Annotated in this window: 5 protein-coding genes and 1 pseudogene; 3 read left to right on the top strand and 3 right to left on the bottom strand. The window is 46.9% G+C overall.

All coding sequences use genetic code 11. The annotated features are described in order from the left end of the window. Nucleotides 1–79: 79 nt before the first annotated feature. Together QZ998_RS11745 and QZ998_RS11740 are read right to left on the bottom strand one after the other, a co-directional pair. The gene (locus tag QZ998_RS11745; RefSeq protein ID WP_296560825.1) at nucleotides 80–2,056 is read right to left on the bottom strand and encodes a type I restriction endonuclease subunit R; all 1,977 of its coding nucleotides are present in this window, start codon (nucleotides 2,054–2,056) and stop codon (nucleotides 80–82) included. 126 nt (nucleotides 2,057–2,182) lie between these two features. Beyond that, nucleotides 2,183–2,791, bottom strand: coding sequence for a hypothetical protein (locus QZ998_RS11740; RefSeq protein WP_296560824.1), 609 nt, complete (start codon nucleotides 2,789–2,791; stop codon nucleotides 2,183–2,185). 171 nt (nucleotides 2,792–2,962) lie between these two features. On the opposite strand from QZ998_RS11740, the pseudogene QZ998_RS11735 reads away from it, so the two are divergent. From QZ998_RS11735 to QZ998_RS11725, 3 genes and pseudogenes are all read left to right on the top strand, one after another. Beyond that, nucleotides 2,963–3,106, top strand: a pseudogene (locus QZ998_RS11735) (type II toxin-antitoxin system Phd/YefM family antitoxin); the annotation flags it as partial. Nucleotides 3,107–3,184: 78 nt separating this feature from the next. Beyond that, nucleotides 3,185–3,496, top strand: a complete 312-nt coding sequence (locus QZ998_RS11730) for a DUF4258 domain-containing protein (RefSeq protein ID WP_296560822.1) — start codon at nucleotides 3,185–3,187, stop codon at nucleotides 3,494–3,496. A gap of 1 nt (nucleotide 3,497) precedes the next feature. Beyond that, nucleotides 3,498–3,725: a type II toxin-antitoxin system MqsA family antitoxin gene (locus QZ998_RS11725; protein WP_296560820.1), complete on the top strand. Its 228-nt coding sequence runs from the start codon at nucleotides 3,498–3,500 to the stop codon at nucleotides 3,723–3,725. Between the two features lie 224 nt (nucleotides 3,726–3,949). Here the strand turns inward: QZ998_RS11725 and QZ998_RS11720 are convergent. Beyond that, nucleotides 3,950–4,397: Fic family protein (locus tag QZ998_RS11720; RefSeq protein ID WP_366512446.1), on the bottom strand; the 448-nt coding region annotated here is incomplete at its 5' end.

The following is a 4,397-nucleotide window of genomic DNA, read 5'->3' as shown; positions in this document are numbered from 1 at the left end:
CAGCAAAACGGGGAAAAAAGCTTTGTAAAACGACAATTCATTCCATTGTTGCAAAATATATGCGGCTTGCAAACATCAGTCACTGGAAGGAAAAAAAGCATGGTGCACATTCCTTGAGACATAGCCTGGCTACGAATCTTCGGAGTTTTTCGGCATCAGCGGCGCTGCCGGTCATTACCACCTTGATCTTGCCGGCATTGACATCATCACTGTGCCAGTCCGGCCGCAGTGCCACGATGGCGGCATAAAGATCAGCACAGATCCGGCGGCTCATGCAGACCACCATCGCCTTGCCCGCAATCGCCCGGGACTTGGCCTCATAGTGGCTAACAATGTCCTCAGCCAGCTTGTTAACCCGGTTGGGCGAACCCACCACCGCTTCCAGCCGGGACCATTTGGCGCGGTTTTTATCCCGCTCGCTGTCCTCCTGGCCCTCGGTGATGGTGTCAAAGGCATCATCAATTTTAATCAGCTCGTCATCCACCGTCTCCAGGCGGATGATCCGGTTTTCATAGTAAATCCGCACCGTTGCCTCATCCTCCACCGCCCGGGTCATGTCGTAGGTATCGATGCACTCGCCGAACACCGAAGTAGTGGAACGATCCTCCAGATCGATAGGGGTTCCGGTAAAGCCGATAAAAGAGGCATTGGGCAGGGCATCCCGGAGATATTTGGCATAGCCGTATTTGACCGCCCCGGTTTTAAGATCGGTTTTGGCCTCTAGTCCGTACTGGCTGCGATGGGCCTCATCGGCAATGATAATGACATTTTTGCGATCGGTCAGCACCGGCATTTCGCCGGACTCCGGGGTGAATTTCTGGATCGTGGTAAAAATAATGCCCCCCGCTTCGCGGTCGTTAAGCAGTTCATAAAGGCCATTGACCACCACCCCATTACTACCCTGCTGCTGCGCTTTGTGACTGTCGGTAAGACGGCGCACATCCGCCTGCCGGGGCGTCTGCCGTAGAATGTCCCGGGATTTGGCAAAGGTGGCAAACAGTTGGTCGTCCAGATCGTTGCGGTCGGTGATGACCACAATCGTCGGGTTGTTCAGCTCGCGGACCAGTCCCGCCGTGTAAAAAACCATCGAATAACTTTTCCCCGAGCCCTGGGTATGCCAGATCACCCCAATTTTGCGGTCGCCATCTTCGCTGGCCGCTGCTCTGGTTTTTTCGACTGCCTTTTTCACCGCAAAATACTGATGATAGGCCGCCAGAATTTTGACGATGGCTTTTTTATCACCCAGTTTTTTTCCGGTCGCATCGGTGTCGCTCTCCTGGGATTCCTGAAACAAAATAAAATGACGGATCAGATCCAGCACTCGATTGCGTCCCAGCATCCCCTTAAATAGCACCTCATACTGGGGATGGGATTTGGGTTCAATGACTACTCCATCCACCGTCCGCCAGTTCATAAAGCGCTCCTCATTGGAGGTCAGGGTTCCAGCCCGGGCATTGATGCCGTCAGAAAGGACACAGAAAGCATTGTAAACAAACAGCGCGGGTATATCCTTAAGATAGGTCTGGATCTGATTATAGGCACTGCTGATGCCGACGTTTTCATCGCTGGCGGATTTGAGTTCTACCACCACCAGAGGCAGGCCGTTGATAAAAAGAATCAGATCTGGCCGCCGGTTTTCATGCTCGACAATGGTAAACTGATTGACCACCAGAAAATCATTCTGCTCCGGCACTTCAAAATCGATCAAAAAAGCCCGCTTGGTGCGGATATGACCAGCCTCGGCAAAGGATACCTCAATCCCCTCGGTTAACAGCCGATGAAAGTGGCGGTTATTTTCAGCCAGCATCGGGCTATTAACCGTGATCACCTGACGATAAGCCTCTTCCAGGGCTTCTGCAGGCAGCTGACGATTGATCCGATACAGGGCATCCCGGACCCGCTCGGCCAGAATGACCTCCCGGTGATCCTGACGCTCCGGCGCATCACCCCCCGGGGAAATGTCCGGGCCAAAGGCATAGCGGTAGCCCAGACCGGTGAGTATTTCAATGGCCGCCTCTTCCAGAAAGGCCTCGGTAAAACTTTCAGATAAACTCATATTGTGTCCCTCTTTTTCGTTAACGATATTTCAAAATCTCCGACTTAGCCAATTGGTAATGTCTTCCTCAGCTTTTTCCAACGCCCTCGATAATTTGTTTTTTAATTACCACAAAGAAATTTGATTTTACTTTGGCAATACTTGCTGGTAAATCGGATGATCGTATCCATTTGCAGTATAGCGTATCATAATGTTATCGGCTGCGATTCGCTCTTTTGAAAAATATTCAATGTGATACTTAATGATTGGGATCTTCATCAGTTCAAGCCAACCATTATAAACACCATCGATAAAGTCCTGGCGCCACTCTGAGATGCTTCCAATCAGGACACAGCCATGAATCTGCTCTTTTTCAATCACAAGTGAGAAGGCACCATTTTCGAGATGGGGTTCAAAGGGGTAGGTTCGGCATTGAATGGGACGATGATCTCTCAGGCAACCTTCTGCTAGATGGCAATAGATATAATAATATTTCTTAATTTTAGGGGGTAGATTGTAGTGCCGATGACGGTGCAGATCGTAATCTGCAACGACCTCGCCTTGCATATATTCATATTCAAGGGGTAATAAATACATGCCCAATCGCTTACCGTCGACGTCGTTACGGCGGCAACAATGATAGCCACATCGTTCACCACAATTACCCGCGATGATCGCTTCATCCATCAAATGATAGGCTTTTTTAAAAATTGCTTGATAGTCCATTCTCATTGATTTTTTATTTTTATCTGTCACTTGTGCTCCGATCTTTTAAATCCATAAAAATTTTCTTCGCCTACTCCTGCGCAAATCTTCGCCAAGGCAAGGTGTAAATTAGTATCGGCTTCTGGACTCCCAACGCACTACTTTTTAGGTTTTATTTATCCTAAAATTGTAGCACAATGAAGCAAAGACCAGGAGGTCCTTATCAATACTAAAAATTTAGTATCCATTACCGAAGCCAACCAGAATTCTTCCAAGTTTACCCGGCTTGTCGATGAAAATGGCGCTGCCATTATTTTAAAAAACAATGCCCCCCGCTATGTCCTGATTGAGTTCAGCCAGTTTCAGTGATATTAATTGTTTATTTCCCGCTCAACTCCTGTTATAATCAGAGTAACAAAGTTCGGAAAGGTTTTATGAGAAGCCATGAATATTATCGAGTTAAATAATTGTGTTCTAAAACGTAAAATTCAATGGACTGCTCATGTCGCACAGCGTATCCAGGAGCGCGATATCAGCCGCCATGATGTGCTGAATTGCATCCGCACCGGTGAAATCATTGAAGATTATCCGGAGGACTATCCCCATCCAAGTTGCCTTGTCTTCGGCTCAACGATCAACGGCGCGACGCTACATCTCGTCGTCGGTTACGATTTTGAATTTATCTATATAATAACCGCTTATTATCCCAACATCCTGAAATTTGAAGCTGATTTGAAAACCAGAAAGGAGTCATAACATGTGCTTTTATTGCAAAGGTGATCTTTTTGACAGCACGACGACCCATGTCGTCAATTATAAAGACTGTCTGATCATTATCAAAAATGTTCCCTGTCAGGAATGCGAACAGTGCGGCGAAAAATATTTTAGCGACCAAACCATGGAAACCCTCGAAACCATTGTCAATGCCGCCAAAACACTGGCTAGCGAAATTTCAGTAATCGACTTTCATCACGCCGCGGCATAATCAATGACGATCTGGTCGCCCTCCGGTTGATTCTGAAGGACGATCATTTTTTGCTTGAAACCTTTATTTGAAAATTTAGACCTGATAAGCATCGCCACGTCTGCCTATTCTGAGCCAGGTATTCGAAACTCTCGAATATCTGGCTTTTCTAGTTTTCCGCCAGACTTCCCAGCTTAAGCATAAGTTGGTGTCAGGTGCATAAGTTTACTGGCCGAAGTATTAGTCTATGAAAAATACTTTTGTTTGGGACTGGTCGGTTTATCTGGAATGGTCAATTTTAAAAGGCCACCTTTGATTAACGGGTTGAGAATGTTTTTTCTGAAATGATCGCGGTTGTTGAACTTCAAATATTTCTGTATTTCACTTCGTGTTCGGGGGATTTTGCAATATTCCAACAGTCTAGAAATTTCTTCATCAGTTTGCATGGTAGCTTGAGGTGTAGCTTGCATGGTAGCTTGCATGGTAGCTTGGTCACTAACTTGCATGGTCAAGGGTATAATCGTTCGGAACACATCCCCCTCCGTAAATATCGGCTCGGCGCCGGAATAGATTTTACTGTATTTATAGGTGTTTCGGATGCCAGATCCCAATTCATCTACCAGACCGATCTCCTTAAACAACCGGGCAATGGTGGGATTCTTGGGGAAGGGCGAAAAATTATCGGGATCAATG

The sequence above is a fragment of the uncultured Acetobacterium sp. genome, from assembly GCF_927416815.1.
Classification (GTDB): Bacteria; Bacillota; Clostridia; order Eubacteriales; family Eubacteriaceae; genus Acetobacterium.
The sequence above is the reverse complement of the archived record's forward strand: the minus strand, read 5'-3'. Positions and strand labels throughout refer to the sequence as shown.